Annotated in this window: 14 protein-coding genes; 1 reads left to right on the forward strand and 13 read right to left on the reverse strand. The window is 47.7% G+C overall.

All coding sequences use genetic code 11. The features are described from left to right. Nucleotides 1–4: 4 nt before the first annotated feature. From MHB78_RS21235 to MHB78_RS21255, 5 genes are all read right to left on the reverse strand, one after another. Nucleotides 5–4,042 (reverse strand): metallophosphoesterase, encoded by a 4,038-nt coding sequence (locus MHB78_RS21235; protein ID WP_046129480.1) that lies wholly within the window; start codon nt 4,040–4,042, stop codon nt 5–7. An 85-nt stretch (nt 4,043–4,127) separates the two neighbouring features. Then, a complete protein-coding gene (locus tag MHB78_RS21240) occupies nt 4,128–4,490 on the reverse strand; it encodes a phage holin family protein (protein ID WP_046129479.1) in 363 nt (120 codons plus the stop codon). Continuing rightward, nucleotides 4,491–4,688 carry a PspC domain-containing protein gene (locus MHB78_RS21245; RefSeq protein ID WP_046129478.1) on the reverse strand — a complete coding sequence of 66 codons (198 nt, stop codon included), beginning with the start codon at nt 4,686–4,688 and terminating at the stop codon, nt 4,491–4,493. It lies immediately after the preceding gene. Between the two features lie 4 nt (nt 4,689–4,692). Next, nucleotides 4,693–5,787, reverse strand: a complete 1,095-nt coding sequence (locus MHB78_RS21250) for a DUF4097 domain-containing protein (protein ID WP_046129477.1) — start codon at nt 5,785–5,787, stop codon at nt 4,693–4,695. A 24-nt stretch (nt 5,788–5,811) separates the two neighbouring features. Continuing rightward, the gene (locus MHB78_RS21255; protein ID WP_046129476.1) at nt 5,812–6,138 is read right to left on the reverse strand and encodes a membrane protein; all 327 of its coding nucleotides are present in this window, start codon (nt 6,136–6,138) and stop codon (nt 5,812–5,814) included. A gap of 220 nt (nt 6,139–6,358) precedes the next feature. Between MHB78_RS21255 and MHB78_RS21260 the strand changes: the two genes are divergently transcribed. After that, the gene (locus MHB78_RS21260) at nt 6,359–6,589 is read left to right on the forward strand and encodes a hypothetical protein (protein ID WP_046129475.1); all 231 of its coding nucleotides are present in this window, start codon (nt 6,359–6,361) and stop codon (nt 6,587–6,589) included. Between the two features lie 91 nt (nt 6,590–6,680). Here MHB78_RS21260 and uvrA read toward each other — a convergent pair whose 3' ends face one another. The 8 genes from uvrA to MHB78_RS21300 form a co-directional block, all read right to left on the reverse strand. Beyond that, the gene (gene uvrA, locus MHB78_RS21265; protein ID WP_046129474.1) at nt 6,681–9,554 is read right to left on the reverse strand and encodes an excinuclease ABC subunit UvrA; all 2,874 of its coding nucleotides are present in this window, start codon (nt 9,552–9,554) and stop codon (nt 6,681–6,683) included. Nucleotides 9,555–9,561: 7 nt separating this feature from the next. Next, nucleotides 9,562–11,547, reverse strand: a complete 1,986-nt coding sequence (uvrB, locus tag MHB78_RS21270) for an excinuclease ABC subunit UvrB (RefSeq protein WP_046129473.1) — start codon at nt 11,545–11,547, stop codon at nt 9,562–9,564. Nucleotides 11,548–11,730: 183 nt separating this feature from the next. Then, nucleotides 11,731–11,964, reverse strand: a complete 234-nt coding sequence (locus MHB78_RS21275; protein ID WP_046129472.1) for a CsbA family protein — start codon at nt 11,962–11,964, stop codon at nt 11,731–11,733. Between the two features lie 124 nt (nt 11,965–12,088). Then, the gene (locus MHB78_RS21280; RefSeq protein ID WP_046129471.1) at nt 12,089–12,382 is read right to left on the reverse strand and encodes a DUF5316 domain-containing protein; all 294 of its coding nucleotides are present in this window, start codon (nt 12,380–12,382) and stop codon (nt 12,089–12,091) included. Nucleotides 12,383–12,470: 88 nt separating this feature from the next. Further along, the gene (locus tag MHB78_RS21285) at nt 12,471–13,640 is read right to left on the reverse strand and encodes a PDZ domain-containing protein (protein WP_046129499.1); all 1,170 of its coding nucleotides are present in this window, start codon (nt 13,638–13,640) and stop codon (nt 12,471–12,473) included. A gap of 327 nt (nt 13,641–13,967) precedes the next feature. Next, on the reverse strand, nt 13,968–14,321 hold the full coding sequence (locus MHB78_RS21290) for a swarming motility protein SwrAA (protein WP_046129470.1): 354 nt from the start codon (nt 14,319–14,321) through the stop codon (nt 13,968–13,970). A gap of 353 nt (nt 14,322–14,674) precedes the next feature. Beyond that, nucleotides 14,675–16,093 (reverse strand): S41 family peptidase, encoded by a 1,419-nt coding sequence (locus MHB78_RS21295; protein ID WP_046129469.1) that lies wholly within the window; start codon nt 16,091–16,093, stop codon nt 14,675–14,677. Nucleotides 16,094–16,230: 137 nt separating this feature from the next. After that, entirely contained in the window at nt 16,231–17,289 is a 1,059-nt protein-coding gene (locus MHB78_RS21300; protein ID WP_046129468.1) for a tartrate dehydrogenase, read from the reverse strand. Nucleotides 17,290–17,341 lie beyond the last annotated feature (52 nt).

Here is a 17,341-nt window from a genome sequence, read left to right on the forward strand (position 1 = left end):
TCCGCTAGGAAAACAAGTGCTTTTTACGGCCAAAAATCGTGTATACAGCCAGCAAAAATCCAATTTCGGCAATCGGAAGCCGGTTTTTTAAGACATTGATCAAGGAAGGGAGTCCCGCTTCGCATACCGCGCGGGCGGCTCCCGGTGGTGGTTTTGTTGCAGAACTGTCCGACATGTTTCTATGGTGTGCGGAAGCAGGCCACTCTGACCCTTTACCACTTGAAAACGGCTTCATATCTTCTTGTTTCGTCGTGAATTTCCAAATGTCAGACCGGCTTTTTCCGCCGTATTTGTCAAAAGCCTCAGCATACCAGAAATAGCTGGTGTTCGGCTTTAATTGATCCCATGTTACCGATGCCGTTTTTCCGCTTCTGATCTTCTTCGTCTGGCCGATTTGCTGATCAGAAAAAACATTCAGCTCAAAGTAGTCGGTTTTTACTTTTTTCCGGCGCGGCTTTAGATCGGTTTTAATGCTGAATTCGTCTTTTGCTCCGTATTGCTCCGGATTATAAAAATGATAATCATCAAGGTATGGCGAATATGTTTTGACATGAATCGTGTCCCGTTTCGGATCGACATGAAAAATCCTTAAATAGCCTTGCCCGCCTTCCGGCCCGCCTTGATAATCCGCGAGCATTTGATATACGTTCCGGTCAGTGTGTCCGTCACCGTCATCATCAAGCTTGTCGACTTTCAAATTCGAGCTGTGATAATGGCCGCTTAATACAGCGATTACGTTTTTGTTCGGCTTGATGACATGCTCAAAGATCCTGTCGCCGATCGGGCTCCTATTGCCGCTGACGAGCAAATATTCGTGAAACGACAAGATCGCTTTTCGGTCCGGATGCATTTTCAGCACCTCATCCATCCACCGCAGTTCTTTCGCTCCGATTCCCCAGCCCATGAAGATCATGATATAGTCATTGCCCCCGCACGAAATTAAATCGTAATGCCCTTTATTATTCAAATAGGTGCCCCCGTAAAACGGCTTGTTTTTAAAGCGCCGTTCGCCGAAGTATTTGCCGTACCGCAGATAGGAGCGGCTTTTATGGCTGACATCGTGATTGCCGGCGAGAACTCCGTACGGCACCCGGCGGTCATCGAGCACCTTCATAAATTGGTCGGCCCGCTTCCATTGAGCGGGCTGGTCCGCTTCATCGACAATATCCCCTGTATGAAAGACATATTGAATGTTCAGCCTGTCCTTCTGCTCGGCGATCCAGTTCACCTGCTTTTCAAAAATGTGCGGATAGCTTTCCGCGTAATATTGAGTGTCAGACATCCAGATAAACGTATAGTCGTCGTGGGAAAGCTGGATCTGATCCTGGATGATGATGCTTGCCCTGGATTTGCGGACATGGTCGGCCATCTTTATGCTTCCTTTGAGCGTAAAGTTCCTGCTGTCTTTTGCGATATGATAAACAAGCGCATCCCATCGGTGTTTGTTATAGTTCCAGGCAAACATGGACACCCTTCTCCCCGGGAGGGAGCTTCCACGCCATGTCACTTCCGCTTGATCGTTCTCATCGACTTGTTCATCGATTTTCACATCGAAGCGGTGATACGGGAACCGGGTTGTTGAGACGGTTTCAAAGCCTCGTCCGTCAACTGCGGCCATGCTGCTTTTCTCCTTTTTTGACAGCGGTTTTTCCCCGCCGGGGGCAAAGCCCCTTGGCGGCTCCGTCTCGCTACCGTACGTAGATACGTTTACATGTTCATCGTCTTTTACTGTATATTGATAACCACGATAAAAAGAAACCTTCATTCTGTCTTTTGTCGGATCTTTGACGCGAACGGCCAGGTCAGCCTGTGTACTGCCGGTCGGAGCCTTTACTTTTTCGGGTTTTTCCGGCTGTTCTTTTTTAACGTGAAACACCTTTTTTGTAACGGACGCATTGCCCGCTCCATCGGCTGCCTTTATTTTAAAAACATGCTTGCCTGGGGCAAGCTCTGCGGATGTTGCACCATGAGGCAAAGAAATCGCTTTACCGTCGAGAAACGCTTTGATTTCTTTGATGCCGCTTCGCTTATCATGAATATCCGCGTCAAGCGTAAAAGCACCTTTATACGTTTTGCCGTCTTTCACGGAAGCTTTTATGAGAGGGCCGCTGTTGTCGACCATGACCTTCCGTTTTACTTTTTCCTCCCTGTTCTCCGCTTCAACCGTATGCCAGCCCTCTTTCCAGGCTTTTGTATTCCACTGAAAGGCAAGTGCCTTAAAACAGCCGTCCTCAAGGGAAAAACGAAATTCGTACCATTCCCGTGCATCGCGATTGTCTCCGACACGGAGCTCAGTTTTCGGATCACAATAGCGCTCATCGCGGATGACCGTACCGTCCCCCAAGACCAGACGCGGGTTTTTCAACAAAAAATCGTCCCGGTTTTCAGCGGAGGATTGTTGAAACGGAGACGATTTAGTACCTGAACGGACTTTAATCGAAAAGGGTTTGCCCTTTGAAAATTCCTCAGACGCAATCGGTACGGTGATCGTCGTATATCGTTGGTGTGTATCGTCAAATATTTTGTGAACCCGCTTTCCGATCGTCACCGCATTTTTAAAATAAAGGTTGGTTTTGTTAGCGTCAAAGGCGAAGTAAGCCGTCTTTTCAAGGGCTGTACCCGCCGGTTTCTGCTCTTTCCCGTCAATCCGGATGACCGTCTCCTCAGGCGGCCTTTCTGATGTAGCTTTCAGCAGCACGTTCCCTGAAACCGTGCCGCGCTCCTCTACATTCAACCTGAGCCCTTTTAAAAAGCTTTGCTCGAGAGAGATCGTTTTCTTTTCCCCGGTAACCGCGTTAGACCCATCACTGGCTTTTATATAATACTCAAGCTTTTCCTTGCCGATAAATTCTGCAAAAAAAATGTTATGCCGATAAAGGCCGTCTGTTTGGCTTTTTTCGACGCTTACTTCTGTAAAAGGCTCATCATCGTTCATTCTGTAAAAAAACTGCGCTTTTTTGACCCGTTTATTGTCCTTTATCTCGGCGAGGAGCTGTATTGCCTCCCCGGGCTTTACAGGCTGATGGACGGTCAGATCCCTGATTCGGGGCTTTTCTCTATCTGGGAGGACGGTAACCATTTCCGACGGCGTCTGCTCCCTTAAAAGCGAACCTGGAGAGGGTTTCGTCTCCCCGCTCGATATTTTCGCCATTTGCTTCGATCCGTCAATCGGGTACTTATAAAGAATCGCCTTGTTTTTAACCACGTCAGTCCGGCCTGGTTCATGGCGGTAATGTGCGGCAGCAATCTCATCCCCGCTGTCCGTTGTGATAACCAGATCCCTTGATGCCATGTTGGCCATGCCGCCTTTCAATCCGGAAAGCGTTCTGCCTTCTTGAAGATGAACACCGTAATAGCGGTTAAAATCGGCCGCGGTTAGATGTGCGTTCGCTTCGTTTTTCAACCAAAACACATGCGTTTTACCGGAAGGAATCCTGATATCTTCCTGTTCAAAAGGCCAGAGCGCATCAGACTCCTTTCCCTTTTCAGGATGTCTGTATCTGATGTTGTAGCCGTTCAAATGAATAGGCTTTGTTGTATTGTTATAAACCTCGATAAATTCGTATCCGTCCTTGCCGCCGACATTGGCCGAATCGACGACCATTTCGGTAATCAAAAGCTCAGGCAGCTTTTGTATGTCGGCCAGAAACCCGTTCACATCGATCGTGTACAAATCCGTTCTGGCATAATGATCGCCAGCTTGTGCTTCAATATAATAAACGACCTTGTCGGACGTTAACATGGTGCTGTTAATTTTAGCAATGTAGCTTTCCTTTTTGCCCGGGATGATCTCCATCGGCACCGCCCGAAACGGCAATTCTTCATTTTGCTTGTAATAAAGGATAACGGTGTCGGCAGCCGCCTTTGCGGTAAAAAGCAGATCCTCCCCCTTCTTCCCTTTTTCTACGGGCGTATGCATAACAGGAGAGTTTGAGGCATTTGCCGGCAGTGCTTCACCTGCATCAGCGGCTGACACCGGCAAAACCAAAAGACACGCTGTGACAATCAACAAAAGGGTTTGGCGGTTTCTGTTCTTTTTCATCGTCTACCTCCCTTTCGTATTTTGCCTTGTCACGCCTTTTTTATGAAGCAAAAAAAGAAGCCTGAACATGTCAGGCTCTTCGTTTTTATTTTCTTGTCATCATCGGTTCGATGATCGCTTTTTGGATCAGCAGGTGGAAAACCGACAGGACAATCGATGCAAATATAGCTGTTCCAAAGCCGTCCAGGTTAAAGCTGTCCCCCATAATCGCTGCCGTCATATACAATGTAACGGCATTAATCACAAATAAAAATAAACCGAGCGTAACAACCGTGACAGGCAGCGTGAGAATAATCAGCACCGGCTTCACAATGACATTCAAAATCGATAAAACCAAACTCGCCATAATGGCGGCGCCGACGCTTCCAACGTGAACCGAGTCAAAATAACCGGCAATTACAATTAGCAGCAAAGCGTTGACAAGAACGCTTATAATCCATCTTATCATCTACTTAACGTCTCCTTCATTCGGAACTACAAACACCCAGACGATATAAATCAGCAGCACGGGAATTCCCGTCGAAAAAATAAACAATAAGACCGTGATGATTCGCAGCAGTGCGGCGTCCATGTTAAAATACTCAGCCAGACCCCCGACGACTCCGGCAATCTTTCTGTCTTTTTCGGATCGAAATAGCCTTTTCATTGTATCACTCCTGTGTATGATTTAGATGAATCGATCCAGTTTTTGATTCTAAAAATACCGTCATGCTGTGATCATGATTTTGATTGGCTTTAATATGCATTTCCTTCTGTATCGTTTCATTTTTTTCTTTAAGGATTTCCGCGTCGGACAGGGCGTTTGACAGGGAACCGAGATTGCTTTTCAGCTCGGCTGTCACGGCGCAGTCGCGGGGCACATTCAATTCGATGCTGCCTGTGGTTGTTTTCACATAAACCGAGCGGCAGTGCGGACTCCTGACTGTCGCGGCAATATTGCCGTTAAAGCTCTGCAAATCAAGAGCCTCGCACGATCCTTTCACATCGATCAACCCGTTAATCGTTTCCGCTTCAATCTCGCCGCATTCATGATCTGCCAGTTTGATCTGCCCGTTGGCTGTTTCCAGTGCAGCTTTGCCTGCAGTCAGCCCGGAAAACGACAAAATACCGTTTGTCGTTTTCGCCGAAAGCTCTTTTACGTTTAAATGTTCCCCCCTGATCGGACCATTAAACAGCTTGAAACGGATTTTACCGTATTCCTTGTCTGGAATATAGACGGTCAGATTGGTCTTCATCGTTTTTTTCTCCGTACGGACCGAAAATCTCTCGCCTTCGACGCCGCATTCTATATGCTCGAGAAAAGCCCGTCTCGCTTCATCCTGATCTTCGGCACGGTACACTTTCGCCTGGCACTCAACGCGCACGTCAGGGTCTGTCCACGGGACGAGATTGACGCTGCCGTTGGCGAGCTGAACGTCCAGCGTTGAAAAATCCGTATCTTTAAACTGAAAAATATGCTGGACTTCGAATGATTGCCCAAAATTCAAATCAAGATCGACTTCTTTTACTTTCTTAACGGCGGTATCGATCCATTCAAACAGCTTGGAACCGATCGAAGGCTTCGGATCTTTTTTCTTTTCGTTAAAAAATTGGTCTGAATCGATGACATTCTCGGATAATGCCGTGATCTTGCTTTCTTTTTCCTTATAGTCTTCCTCAAGTTTTTCGATCAGGATCAGCGCTTCTTTTGCGGAAAGCTTCCCTTCTTCAACCAATTGTAAAATCCGTTCTTTTTCATTTTTCATGAAAATCCCCCGTTCTCCTTCTTTTTAAACCCGCGTCAGCATCTTAATCCCTTGGACCACGTTCCAAATCGCAATTATCAAGCTGATGACCACGAAAAAAATGATGCCTCCAAAAACAGAAAAAAACGCTAAAAATCCGCCATCATTAAATATAACCGTTCCGCTTATTGCGCCTGCAGCCAATATCACCACGCTGATAAACGGAATGATATGCGAAATAAGCGAGCGCATCGCATGCTTTTTCGTTTCTTGATCATCTGTTATAAAATACGCGGCGATAGGCAAAATAAGCGGGGCAAAAAAAACGCTAAAATAACAAATTGCAGCAATCAGCGCGTTGTTTCGTGTCACTCACATCACTCTCCTGACCTAAACAGATCCTCTTCTTAAGTCCAATGTACAATGTCATTATACTCAAGTCTACGTGTATCTTGGCCGTTTCGTTTCAATTTCATTCGATGGGCATGCGTCAATCTTCGCAAAATGATTTTTTTAGATTTTATGAATAGATTCTTTTTTTATAACCCTTTACAATATGGGGAAAGCCCAGTAAAGAAAAGGAGGCGGCGTCATGAAACAAAGACCGGAGGAACATGGGCCATACACCCCGAAGCTTTTTGAACTGATTCAGGAACAAAAAAGGATCAACCAAGGTATCATTAATCACTTGGAATCGGTTAACTTCGCGACTCCGCTTTCGAATGATATCCGCTATCTGAAAGTGTTGCTCAGCAGCAGCACACATATCACCAACAGTCTGATGGAAGCGGTGAAACAAATCCTCGGGCAGAAAAAAGAGTAGGTCATCCCGGCTGACGGACCGTTTTCCCGCCAAGCCGCGGCTTTTTCTATATTCTAAAAAGCTGCCGACGTTGCGTCGGCAGCCTCGATTGCTATGGTCTGACGGCTTCTTTTTCCTGAAGCCGTTTTTTCATTCTGTTTTTGTCGCGTTCAATCACCGGCTTTAAATAACGTCCTGTATAGGAAGCTTCGACCTTGATCACGTCTTCAGGCGGTCCGGAGGCAACAATGTTTCCGCCGCCTTCCCCTCCTTCAGGCCCTAAATCAATCAAGTAATCGGCCGCCTTGATCACATCGAGATTGTGCTCGATGACAAGCACGGTATCACCGTTATCAACCAGGCGCTGAAGGACGGTCAAAAGCCTTGCGATATCATCGACATGCAGACCGGTAGTCGGCTCGTCCAAAATGTAAAGGGATCTTCCTGTTGACCGGCGGTGCAGCTCAGATGCCAGCTTGACGCGCTGCGCCTCTCCGCCGGAAAGCGTCGTCGCAGGCTGGCCCAGCGTGATGTAGCCGAGGCCGACATCATAGAGGGTTTGAAGCTTGCGCTTAATCTTCGGTATGTTTTCAAAAAACTGAACTGCATTTTCGACCGTCATTTCAAGCACATCGGCGATATTTTTTCCTTTGTACGTCACCTGCAGCGTCTCCCGGTTGTACCGTTTGCCGTGGCAGACTTCGCATGGCACATACACATCCGGCAGAAAATGCATTTCAATTTTAATGATGCCGTCGCCTTTGCATGCTTCACAGCGTCCGCCTTTCACGTTGAAGCTGAAGCGGCCTTTTTTGTACCCTCTGACTTTGGCTTCGTTCGTCTGGGCAAACACATCTCGTATATCGTCAAACACGCCTGTATATGTGGCGGGGTTTGACCGGGGCGTCCGGCCGATCGGCGACTGATCGATGTCAATCACCTTATCAAGATGCTCGACTCCTTTGATTTCCTTGACTTCTCCAGGCTTTGTCTTTGCACGATGCAGCTTTTGGGCAAGCGTTTTGTGGAGAATTTCATTGACGAGCGTACTTTTGCCCGATCCGGAAACACCCGTGACGGCGGTGAACACGCCAAGCGGAAACTTCACGGAAACGTTTTTCAGGTTGTTTTCCTTTGCCCCTTTCACTTCGATGAAACGGCCGTCCGGCTTTCTCCGTTCAGCAGGCAGAGGAATGAACTTTTTCCCTGAGAGGTACTGCCCTGTCAATGACTTGTCATCATTCATGACTTCTTCAGGGGTTCCCGCTGAAATCACTTCGCCTCCGTGGACGCCCGCTCCCGGCCCGATATCGATTAAATAGTCGGCGGCAAGCATCGTATCTTCATCGTGTTCGACGACAATCAGCGTGTTGCCGATATCCCTCATGTTTTTCATCGTGTCAATCAGGCGGTCGTTGTCCCGTTGATGAAGGCCGATTGACGGTTCATCAAGGATATAAAGCACACCGGTCAGCCTTGAGCCGATCTGCGTGGCAAGTCGGATCCGCTGCGCTTCTCCGCCGGAAAGCGTGCCTGCCGCCCGGCTGAGCGTCAAATAATCAAGGCCGACATTATTTAAAAATCCGAGCCTTTCCTCAATTTCCCGCAAAATCAGATTGGCAATCTGCATATCTTTTTCGGAAAGCTGCAAACTGCGGAAAAACTCAAGTCCGTTTGCCACGGACATGTCCGTGATCTTTCCGATGTGAAGGCCGTCAATCAGCACTGCCAGGGCTTCTTTTTTCAGGCGGTATCCTTTGCATGTAGGACAAGGCTGATTGGCCATGTATTTTTCCATCTGTTCACGGATGTAGTCGGAACCCGTTTCTTTATAGCGCCTTTCGACATTGCGGATGACGCCTTCAAACTCAATGTAATTTTCGCGAATCTGGCCGAAATCATTTTCATATCTGAAATATATCTGCTCGCCGTCGCTGCCGTAAAGGATTTTGTCAAGATGGTGCTTCGGCAGCTCTTTAACCGGCACGTCCATATCGATTCCGTAATGGCTGCACACCGCTTCCAAAAGCTTTGGATAGTATTGCGAACTCGTCGGCTCCCAAGGTGCGATCGCGTGGTCTTTAAGCGTCAGCTCATGGTTCGGAATGACGAGATCGACGTCGACCTCAAGCTTGGCCCCGAGACCGTCGCAGCTTGGGCAGGCGCCGAACGGACTGTTAAAGGAAAACATTCTCGGCTCAAGCTCACCGATCGAAAATCCGCAGTGCGGGCAGGCGTGGTGCTCGCTGAAAAGCAGCTCCTCCTGGCCGATGACATCGATAATAACCCGTCCTTCGCCGAGGCGGAGCGCTGTTTCAAGCGAATCAGAAAGACGCGCTGTCACACCTTCTTTGACGACGATACGATCGACAACGACTTCAATCGAATGCTTTTTGTTTTTTTCAAGCTCGATATCTTCTGAAAGGTCGTTCATCTCCCCGTCGATCCGGACTCTCACATAGCCCTGCTTTCTGATCTGATCGAGGACTTTGACGTGCGCTCCCTTTCGTCCTGATACGACCGGTGCAAGCACTTGAATCTTCGTGCGCTCCGGATATTCCAAAATCCGGTCTGTCATCTGTTCAATCGTCTGTGACGTAATTTCGATGCCGTGGACCGGACAGACCGGCTTTCCGATTCTGGCATACAAGAGGCGCAGATAATCATAGATTTCCGTTACCGTTCCGACCGTTGAGCGGGGGTTGCGGCTCGTCGTTTTCTGGTCGATGCTGATAGCCGGTGACAGGCCCTCGATCGCATCCACATCCGGTTTGTCCATCTGCCCTAAAAACTGGCGGGCATATGCGGAAAGAGACTCGACATAGCGTCTTTGCCCCTCAGCATAAATCGTGTCAAACGCAAGAGAGGACTTCCCTGACCCTGACAGGCCCGTCAGAACGACAAGCTTATCCCGGGGGATGGAGACGTCGATGTTTTTCAGGTTATGGGCCCTTGCTCCTTTCACCTCTATTCGTTCCATTGCCATACTCTATTCACCCTTCCGATTTTAGCTCTAGAAGTAAGTCCCGAAGCTCGGCGGCGCGTTCGAAGTCAAGCGCTTTTGCGGCTTCCTTCATATCGTGCTCCATCTGCGCGATCACTTTTTCCCGCTCTTTCTTCGTCAATTTCGAAAGCTTCGGTTCCTCTTTTACTTTATATTCTTCCTGCTCCTCAGCCGCATAGGTTGCGCGGATGACGTCGCGGATTTTTTTGTTGATCGTTTTCGGCGTAATGCCGTGTTTCCGGTTAAATGCTTCCTGCTGCTCGCGGCGGCGCTTCGTCTCATTGATCGCGATCTCCATGGAATTCGTGATTTTATCCGCGTACATAATGACCCGCCCGTCGGCGTTCCTTGCCGCCCGGCCGATCGTTTGGATCAGGGAGCGCTCAGAGCGGAGGAAGCCTTCTTTATCGGCATCCAGTATCGCAACGAGCGAAACCTCCGGAATGTCCAAACCTTCCCTTAACAGGTTGATGCCGACAAGGACATCATGCTTGCCGAGACGGAGATCGCGGATGATTTCGATCCGTTCAAGCGTTTTGATCTCGGAATGCAGGTATGTAACCTTTATTCCGATCTCCTTCAGATAATCCGTCAAATCCTCTGACATTTTTTTCGTCAGCGTTGTGACGAGAACGCGCTCGTTCCGGTCGATTCTCTGTCTGATTTCGCCGATGAGATCATCGATCTGCCCTTCGATCGGCCTTACATCGATGATCGGATCAAGCAGCCCGGTCGGCCTGATGATCTGCTCGACCATTTCAGGGGTATGCTCAATCTCATAAGGGCCCGGTGTCGCTGATACATACACGATGTTATGAATGTGTTTTTCAAACTCCTCAAACTTCAGCGGCCTGTTGTCCAAAGCCGACGGAAGCCGGAACCCGTGGTCGACGAGCACCTGTTTTCTCGCCTGGTCGCCGTTATACATTCCCCTGACCTGCGGAATGGTGACATGCGACTCATCGATGACCATCAGAAAGTCATCCGGAAAATAATCGAGGAGCGTATACGGGGTGGAGCCCGCCGGACGGAGCGTCAAATGCCGCGAATAGTTCTCGATCCCCGAGCAGAAGCCCATTTCCCGCATCATTTCCAGATCGTATTTTGTGCGCTGCTCCAGGCGCTGAGCCTCGAGAAGCTTGCCTTCGCCGCGCAGAACCTTGAGCCGCTCTTCAAGCTCCGCCTCAATGTTCAAAATCGCTTTTTTCATTTTTTCTTCACGGGTGACGAAGTGGGAAGCCGGAAAAATTGCGATATGTTCGCGCTCACCCAAAATTTCGCCCGTCAGTGCGTCAACTTCCCTGATCCTCTCGATTTCGTCGCCGAAAAATTCGACCCGGATGCAGTGCTCATCCCTTGAAGCCGGAAAGATTTCGACGACATCCCCGCGCACCCTGAACGTTCCGCGCTGGAAATCGATGTCATTGCGCGCATACTGGATATCGACGAGCTTTCTGAGAAGCTCGTTTCGCTCGATTTCCATTTCCGTTCTCAGCGAGAGCACGAGTTCTCTGTATTCCTCAGGCGAACCCAAACCGTAAATACAAGAAACACTCGCCACGATGATGACATCTTTGCGTTCGAAAAGCGCCGATGTGGCCGAGTGCCTTAATTTATCTATTTCATCATTAATGCTGGCGTCTTTTTCTATAAACGTATCAGTCTGCGGAACATACGCCTCAGGCTGATAGTAATCGTAATAGCTCACAAAATACTCGACTGCGTTGTTGGGGAAAAACTCCTTAAACTCGCTGTACAGCTGTCCGGCAAGCGTTTTGTTGTGGGCGATGACGAGGGTCGGTTTATTGACCTCTTGAATCACATTTGAAATGGTGAACGTCTTCCCTGTACCTGTCGCACCCAGAAGCGTCTGATGCTTTTTGCCTTCCCGTATGCCTCCCACAAGCTGTTCGATCGCCTTCGGCTGATCTCCCTGGGGCTGATAATTTGAGACTAATTCAAAGCGGTCTTTCACAAAAAAGCCTCCGTTTCCTTACGAAATCTTCCTGTTATATTATTTTAACACATCCAACAAAAAAATACGAACTAAAGTTCGGTTTTCGTATTTTTCTGCGTCTTCCGCCGTTTCCCATCTATCAAAAAACCCCTCCTTTTATCTTCAAAAGCAGGGTTCAAACGGCAATCATCCAAACGGGTTCTATGATTCTTCCTTCTTTTCGGCCGCTTTTTTGGCGGCATACAGCGCTCCGGCCACGAGGGAGACAATATCGAGTCCAACGATAAAAAAGGTTTCCGTGTAGCCTTTCAGATATGAGGCGAACAATAAAGCGGCTGTAAGGGCGATGCCTACATAATGGTTATACGTCACCCTTGTAAAAAACAAGACAAGCAAGAAAGGAAAAATTAGTGCAAAAACGGCTTTTGTAAACACAAAAACCCTCCTCACGTTTCTTGATCTTATTTGATTATATTAAAGAACAAAGAAACGGACAAACCAAGACACTCACTTCATTATCATACCCACCTTCATGCGGCGCTATTCGAAACAAAGCCCGTTAAAACGCAAAAAAGAACGAAACACCGGCCGCCAGCAGATTCGGAATCGCGAAAAACGCAAGGGCGTTCGTCATCTTGCGATTTGCCCTTCTGTGCTCCTCTGTTTCCGAGTGGTGATTTCCCCTGAAGCGGTCCCCGCTGACGAATGCGCCTGAAAATAAAGCGGAAAGAAGACCCGCGCCGAGGCCGGCCGTGCCCGAAATTTTGAAAACCAATGTCCAGTCCTCCGCCGCAAACGAAATCACGATTGAAACAAGGCAAACAGCAACACCGGTTAGAAAAGCCGTCTTCATCTTTCTCATTCTCCTTTTCTCACGATATACAAATCCTTTAAACAAAAGAAAAAGCGCCGGACGATGACGCTTTCTTCAAAAGAATATGCTAAAAGGTTTCAGCAGATGCTGCAGCCTCGGAATGTTCGGAAGGCAGCCCCTCCTCTTTCACGAAGATAATCCCGAGTTCATGATGCTCACCTTCGTATGAAGCCCTTTGCTCAAAACGAACTTCATTGTTCAAACCGACCACCTCAAGCTTGAAAAAGGCGCGGTTTTTTTGCAAAGCTTCATAAAACTCCGCCACATTTTTCACTTCTACACCGTTGACCTTCGTAATAATCTCGCCAATCTGAAGGCCCAGATCGGCCGCCGGCGTGTTTGGAATGATGCCGAGGACCATCAGTCCCTGATCCCTTTTTGAAAAATAGAAAGGCGCGGAATTGTCGTTCACCCGCTGTTTCCATGTTAAAAAAGCCCTTCCTGCTATAGCGGCTCCCGCTGCTGCGACGGCAAGCGGCGGCCACCATATACTCCCGGCTGCAATCAGCAATGTGATGACCCCGAGAATGCTGACGCGCTTCGCCGTAATCTTGATGCTTTCGCTTGGAAGCGATCCCTGCACCCGCTGGCCGAAACCGATGATATACGGAATCCACAATAACTGAAAGGCGTCTCCGTTGAACGTCAAAACGGGCCACCAGGGAACAGAGGATTGGATCGCGTCGCCCGGAATCAGAATAAACAATGGCAGAAGCCATGTCCGGCCGGCGATTTGCTGTCCGATCGGCAGCCCCCTCTTGCTCATTACGATCGACGGAGACGTCCGGACATGAGCCGTTTTGTATGCCAGTATGCCTTCTGTTATTAAAAGAAGACCGAGCAATACCGCCGCCGCTGACCAATTTGCAAGGGACAGCTGCGGAAGAACGGCATCCGCCGCTTCCGGATAGAAATAAACGACACAGCAGCCGATGACGATGCTCACCCCAAGCGTATAAGCCGAAGACAGCAGGCTCTGTCTGAATGTCAAAGCAAAGATCGCAGTCGCAGCCGCTATCAAAATGAGCATTCCGAGCGGAAGCGAGATGCCTAAGCCAAAAGTGGCAATGGACAAGAGGATTCCCGCCAAAAGCCCTTTAGAATATGTAAACTTGAATTCATCATGTATATCTTCAATGCGCGTCTGAAATGTCTTTCTTTCACGTTTGATACGGGCATAGCCGTAGGCAAGACTCATGATCATCATTAAATAGAAGAGCGGATGCAAAAAGAACATACCTGCTCCTTTTAAAAGTTCAATTAAAGTATCTTCAGCTGACAAGGAAACGTTCACCGCCTATCCAAGCATTTTAAAACCGCCTGTTAACCGGCAGCCTTTTACGCTGGCATAATTTTGAAACCCCAGCTTTTGCAGAAAAAGACGGCGGGCGGCATTTTAGGCAGCGCCTATTGGCCGAGCCGCCGCGCATTTCGTATATTGCAAACCGCCGGCGCCTGTCATGCGCGCGTTCACGGCAGCGAATGCGCGCATCTTTAGGCAAGCTGGTGCATTTTATTACTATTCTAACAAATAATAAAATGCTTGGGTATGGTAAACGCGGGTTTATTTTTCCTGACTCATCCAAAGCGTCACATTCGACAAAGAAAAGTCCTTTAAATAGTGATTCACCTCGACATCCAGGATGTCCCCAATCAGCTGCATGGAACGTTTGATATCTGTTAAATTAATGCCTAGACGCTTATGGTTGTCCATTAAATAATTAAAATAAAGTTCTGCGCAATCCTCGGTGATGTCATCGACACTTTCCACTGATGTATAATTGACGAGGTATCTGCTGAACAGCATAAGCAGTCCTACGGCCTTTGTAGCGGAAAACGTAACGTCTTGTGATCGAACTTTTAATTGCTCCACTAATTCATAGTATTTTTTCTCTCTCACAATACTTGCCCTTTTCAATCGTGTACCCCCATTTATTATTTATATATAAGAAAAGCGCAAGCGTCAGACGACTCCACCAAACAGAGACGAAGAACGCAAATTAGCGCTGACATTCTCCGCAAAAAAAATGCACGCATTATAATTTATGATAGGTTCCTTTCTTATTTTAAGAACTTTTCATTATTTATACAACTTGCAAAAGTTACATTTTCACTGCATCTTTACATCCTAATAAAGTCTCCCATATACTTTCTTATCGGGTCATTTCTATTCATTCTGAATGTTTTTTTTATGAAAAAACAAAAATTTTAGGTAAAAAGATTGAGAAATTACTTTCTGAGAATAAAAAAAAGTGAGGGTGTCTTTCCTCCTCACTTTTTTGAGAACAACACGTTTAATGCGGCCTGAAGCTGCAGATCATTCTTTTCATCCAGCTTTTTTTCCTCAATCCTGAGATTTATTGTATTTGCCGTTTTTTGGTCAATTGCTCCGGACCGTTTCAGTTTGTTTTGCGCCTGAAACGCCATCACGGCTTTTTTAGTGCCTTCGCTGTAATATCCGTCATATCGCCCGCAATCAAAGCCGAGACTTTTGAGCAGAAGCTGCGCCCTCTTAATATCGCGGTTGTTCATATCCGGTTTAAGAGGTTCTTTAAGCTGAATCGGACCTGCTGAAAAATAAGCCGGCTGTGTGACGGGAACCGTCGGCTGAATGCCTTTTTTATGGATCCAATTTCCTTTTGGCGTCAGCCATTTATACAGCGTCAATTTGATATTGCTTCCATCGCCCATCGGAACGGCCTGCTGAACGGTGCCTTTTCCAAAGGAAGGATCTCCGACCACAGGGTATCCGCCCGCTTCTTTTAAGGCCCCGGCGAGGATTTCCGACGCGGATGCACTTCCTTTATCCGTAATGACGCTTATAGGATAAGGCTTTTTCTCTTTCAGCTTTGAGAAGTATTGTTTTTTATTGCCGTTTCTCTCAGCAATTTGAATATACGGCTGATCTTTTGTCACAAAATGTTTTAAAATGTTTTCGACACTTTGTAAATATCCGCCAGGATTGCCCCTGACGTCTAATACAAGACCATCAATTCCCTTTTTCTCGAGCTTTTTCAATTCAGCAGCAAAATCTTTAGCCGTATGTTCGGAAAAGGAAGAAATCGCAATATAGCCGACAGGCTTGCCCTTTACTCTTTTCACCGAGGCAAAAACGGTCTCGAGCGGTATTTCGTCGCGTTTGATCGTAAATGTAAGCTGATCCTTCATGCCGGGGCGGTGAACCTTCAGGGTAACCGTCGACCCTTTTCTTCCCCTGATCTTTAATACGGCATCATTCAGATCGATTCCAGCCATCGATTCGCCGTCAATGCTGATAATTTCATCGTTCGGCTTTAATCCGGCTTTTTCAGCCGGCGATTGTTTGAAAGGAGAGACGATGATGATCTTTCTGTCTTCCATTCCGATTTCTGCTCCGATTCCTTCAAAGGAGGAATCAAGAGAATCGGAAAAACGTTTTGCAGTCTGTTTATCCATATAAACCGAGTACGGGTCGTTTAATGTGGAAAGCATGCCCTGTATGGCTCCTTCCAGCAGCTTTTCCCTGTTCACCTGCTCCACGTATTCATTTGAGATCAGATCGTATGCCTTTTCGATCTTCTCCATCGCCTCGTTTCTCGCTGCGCCTCCGTCTTTAGCGGTCGCTGCGGCTTTTGGCATCAGATCGGCTCCCGCTAATAAACCGCACAGCAGACTGACGGCAACGATAATCCGCGCAATTTTCTGATACATCCTATACCTCCTCTTCTGGCTGCACTATGTTTTGTTGCTTGATGTAGTATGCGTCAAAAAGATTCAGTTCATGTAAATTGTTTTTCCAATAAACGAAAAAACTGCCTCAATGATTCCGGCAGTTTTCACTACGTTTTTTATACGTTTTTCAAACGGTTGATGATTTCATCTGTCACTTCTTTCGTGGTGCACGTCCCGCCGATATCCGGCGTCAGCCAGCCGCTTTTCAAGACATCTTCGATCACGTCGAGCAGCCGATTTCCCAGCTCTTCTTCGCCAAAATGATCGAGCATCATCTTCGCTGTCCAGATTTGGCCGATCGGATTGGCGATCCCTTTTCCGATAATATCCGGGGCCGAACCGTGAACAGGTTCAAACATGGAAGGGTATTTGCCGTTGACATTGATGTTGGCTGCCGGCGCAATTCCCACACTACCCATGATCGCAGCACCGATATCAGTCAAAATGTCGCCGAACAAATTGCTTGCAACGATCACGTCAAACCTCTCAGGCTGTGTGACAAAAAAGGCGGCAAGCGCGTCGATATGCTGCGAGTCCGTTGTAATTTCCGGGTAATCTTTTGCCGTAAGCTCGAATACTTCGTCCCAGAAAGGCATAGAATGAACGATGCCATTCGATTTTGTCGCACTTGTAACATGCTTTTTCCGCTTGGCCGCCATTTCAAAGGCGAAGCGCATCGCCCTCTCCGTTCCCTTTCTGGAAAACACGTTATTTTGAATCGCGATCTCCTCTTCGCCACGGTAGATTTTCCCGCCGATCGTGCTGTATTCGCCTTCACTGTTCTCCCGTACGACAAGCAGATCAAAATCCTTTGGATTGGCCAAGGGAGACCTGATCCCTTTCAAAAACTTTGCGGGCCTAATGTTGATCACCTGTTCAAACTCGCGTCTTATTTTAATTAACAGCCCCCATAACGAAATATGGTCGGGAACAAGACTCCTATTTCCGACTGCACCCAAGAAAATAGCGTCAAACCCCTTCAGCCGCTCCAATCCGTCGTCAGGCATCATTTCCCCGTGCTCCAAATAATACTCGCAGCTATAAGGAAATTCCGTAAACTCAAACGACAGCCCGCCGTGAATATCCGAAATCGTTTTCAAAACACGCTGTGCAGCAGGAACCACTTCCTTTCCAACGCCGTCTCCCGGTATGCTCGCAATGCTGAAGGCCTTCATCAGATCATCCCCTCGCTTTTTCAATTGTCGACGGTCGACCGTCGACTATAAT

The organism is Bacillus sp. FSL K6-0138, from assembly GCF_037982765.1.
Lineage (GTDB): Bacteria > Bacillota > Bacilli > Bacillales > Bacillaceae > Bacillus > Bacillus glycinifermentans.

What these genes read in the sequence shown, in the direction of transcription:
- MHB78_RS21235 (WP_046129480.1), bottom strand. Translation starts at nt 4,042, where the DNA reads ATGAAAAAGAACAGAAACCGCCAAACCCTTTTGTTGATTGTCACAGCG.
- MHB78_RS21240 (WP_046129479.1), bottom strand. Translation starts at nt 4,490, where the DNA reads ATGATAAGATGGATTATAAGCGTTCTTGTCAACGCTTTGCTGCTAATT.
- uvrA (WP_046129474.1), bottom strand. Translation starts at nt 9,554, where the DNA reads ATGGCAATGGAACGAATAGAGGTGAAAGGAGCAAGGGCCCATAACCTG.
- MHB78_RS21260 (WP_046129475.1), top strand. Translation starts at nt 6,359, where the DNA reads ATGAAACAAAGACCGGAGGAACATGGGCCATACACCCCGAAGCTTTTT.
- MHB78_RS21250 (WP_046129477.1), bottom strand. Translation starts at nt 5,787, where the DNA reads ATGAAAAATGAAAAAGAACGGATTTTACAATTGGTTGAAGAAGGGAAG.
- MHB78_RS21285 (WP_046129499.1), bottom strand. Translation starts at nt 13,640, where the DNA reads ATGTTCTTTTTGCATCCGCTCTTCTATTTAATGATGATCATGAGTCTT.
- MHB78_RS21245 (WP_046129478.1), bottom strand. Translation starts at nt 4,688, where the DNA reads ATGAAAAGGCTATTTCGATCCGAAAAAGACAGAAAGATTGCCGGAGTC.
- MHB78_RS21295 (WP_046129469.1), bottom strand. Translation starts at nt 16,093, where the DNA reads ATGTATCAGAAAATTGCGCGGATTATCGTTGCCGTCAGTCTGCTGTGC.
- MHB78_RS21280 (WP_046129471.1), bottom strand. Translation starts at nt 12,382, where the DNA reads ATGAAGACGGCTTTTCTAACCGGTGTTGCTGTTTGCCTTGTTTCAATC.
- MHB78_RS21300 (WP_046129468.1), bottom strand. Translation starts at nt 17,289, where the DNA reads ATGAAGGCCTTCAGCATTGCGAGCATACCGGGAGACGGCGTTGGAAAG.